Genomic DNA, 2,724 nt, shown 5'->3' on the forward strand with positions numbered 1-2,724 from the left:
CCCGAGTAGCAGCGGACTCCTAGAATCTGCTGTGAATCTGCCAGGACCACCTGGTAAGGCTGAATACTTCCTGGTGACCGATAGCGGACGAGTACCGTGAGGGAATGGTGAAAAGTACCCCGGGAGGGGAGTGAAATAGTACCTGAAACCGTTCGCCTACAATCCGTCAGAGCCTTAGGGTCCTTTGGGGTCCGGGGTGATGGCGTGCCTTTTGAAGAATGAGCCTGCGAGTTAGTGGCACGTGGCGAGGTTAACCTGTGTGGGGTAGCCGTAGCGAAAGCGAGTCTGAATAGGGCGTTGTAGTCGCGTGTTCTAGACCCGAAGCGGGGTGATCTAGCCATGGGCAGGTTGAAGCGTGGGTAAGACTGCGTGGAGGACCGAACCCACCAACGTTGAAAAGTTGGGGGATGACCTGTGGTTAGGGGTGAAAGGCCAATCAAACTCCGTGATAGCTGGTTCTCCCCGAAATGCATTTAGGTGCAGCGTCGTGTGTTTCTTGCCGGAGGTAGAGCACTGGATGGTCTAGGGGGCCTACAAGCTTACCGAAATCAGCTAAACTCCGAATGCCGGTAAGTGAGAGCGCGGCAGTGAGACTGCGGGGGATAAGCTTCGTAGTCGAGAGGGAAACAGCCCAGATCACCAGCTAAGGCCCCTAAGCGTGTGCTAAGTGGAAAAGGATGTGGGATCGCATTGACAACCAGGAGGTTGGCTTAGAAGCAGCCATCCTTTAAAGAGTGCGTAATAGCTCACTGGTCAAGTGGTTCCGCGCCGACAATGTAGCGGGGCTCAAGCACACCGCCGAAGCTGTGGCATTCACATTTTACTCGGCTGGCTTCTTGAGGGAGTCGGTCCAAGTGTGTGGATGGGTAGGGGAGCGTCGTATGGCGGGTGAAGCGGCAGAGTGATCTAGCCGTGGACGCCATACGAGTGAGAATGCAGGCATGAGTAGCGAATGAAGAGTGAGAACCTCTTCCGCCGGATGACCAAGGGTTCCAGGGCCAGGCTAATCCGCCCTGGGTGAGTCGGGGCCTAAGGCGAGGCCGAGAGGCGTAGTCGATGGATAACGGGTTGATATTCCCGTACCCGCAAAGGAACGCCCAAGACGAACCTTCATGTACTAACCACCTCTAGTGCCGGCGACCTTCGGGTTTATGGCAGGCGAGCTGGGACCTTGTGGGGTAGTAGTTTAGTGATGGGGTGACGCAGGAAGGTAGATGATCCCAGGCGGTGGTTGTCCTGGGGTAAGCGTGTAGCCCGCAGTGTAGGCAAATCCGCACTGCATGATGGGTGAGACGTGATGCCGAGCCGTTTCAGGTGAAGTCATTGATCCTATGCTGCCGAGAAAAGCCTCTAGCGATGTTCCGAGCGGCCCGTACCCTAAACCGACACAGGTGGTCAGGTAGAGAATACCGAGGCGACGGGTGAACTGTGGTTAAGGAACTCGGCAAATTGCCCCCGTAACTTAGGGAGAAGGGGGGCCGGACGCGTGAACACCCTTGCGGTGGGAGCGTGGTATGGCCGCAGAGAGCAGGGGGAAGCGACTGTTTACTAAAAACACAGGTCCATGCCAAGTCGTAAGACGATGTATATGGACTGACGCCTGCCCGGTGCTGGAACGTTAAGGGGACCTGTTAGCCTTTCGGGGCGAGGCGGAGAACTTAAGCGCCAGTAAACGGCGGTGGTAACTATAACCATCCTAAGGTAGCGAAATTCCTTGTCGGGTAAGTTCCGACCTGCACGAATGGCGTAACGACTTCCCCACTGTCTCAACCACAGGCCCGGCGAAATTGCAGTACGAGTAAAGATGCTCGTTACGCGCGGCAGGACGGAAAGACCCCGGGACCTTTACTATAGCTTGACATTGGTATCCGAATTTAATTGTGTAGGATAGGTGGGAGCCGGTGAAGCTCGGACGCCAGTTCGGGTGGAGGCAATCTTGAAATACCACTCTGTTGGGTTTGGGTATCTAACTTGCGGCCCTGATCGGGTCGAGGGACAGTGTCTGGTGGGTAGTTTAACTGGGGCGGTTGCCTCCTAAAGGGTAACGGAGGCGCCCAAAGGTTCCCTCAGCCTGGTTGGCAATCAGGTGTTGAGTGTAAGTGCACAAGGGAGCTTGACTGTGAGACTGACGGGTCGAGCAGGGACGAAAGTCGGGACTAGTGATCCGGCACTTGCGTGTGGAAGCGGTGTCGCTCAACGGATAAAAGGTACCCCGGGGATAACAGGCTGATCTTCCCCAAGAGTCCATATCGACGGGATGGTTTGGCACCTCGATGTCGGCTCGTCGCATCCTGGGGCTGTAGCAGGTCCCAAGGGTTGGGCTGTTCGCCCATTAAAGCGGTACGCGAGCTGGGTTTAGAACGTCGTGAGACAGTTCGGTCCCTATCCGCCGTGCGCGTTGGATACTTGAGAAGGGCTGTCCCTAGTACGAGAGGACCGGGACGGACGAACCTCTGGTGTGCCAGTTGTCCCGCCAGGGGCACGGCTGGTTGGCTACGTTCGGAAGGGATAACCGCTGAAAGCATCTAAGCGGGAAGCTCGCTTCGAGATGAGGTATCCCACCACCTTGAGTGGGTAAGGCTCCCAACAGACTATTGGGTTGATAGGCCGGAGATGTAAGCCAGGTAACTGGTTCAGTCGACCGGTACTAATAGGCCGAGGGCTTAACCACCTTAAACTTTTTGCTCAACGCGTCCACTGTGTGATTCACAGCAAACGAACAAC

Annotated in this window: 1 rRNA gene; it reads left to right on the forward strand. The window is 56.0% G+C overall.

From position 1 onward, the window contains the following. A 23S ribosomal RNA gene (locus tag LXN57_RS47500) occupies window positions 1-2,671 on the forward strand; the annotation flags it as partial. Window positions 2,672-2,724: the final 53 nt, after the last annotated feature.

This window comes from Paractinoplanes hotanensis (assembly GCF_023717965.1).
Classification (GTDB): Bacteria; Actinomycetota; Actinomycetes; order Mycobacteriales; family Micromonosporaceae; genus Actinoplanes; species Actinoplanes polyasparticus.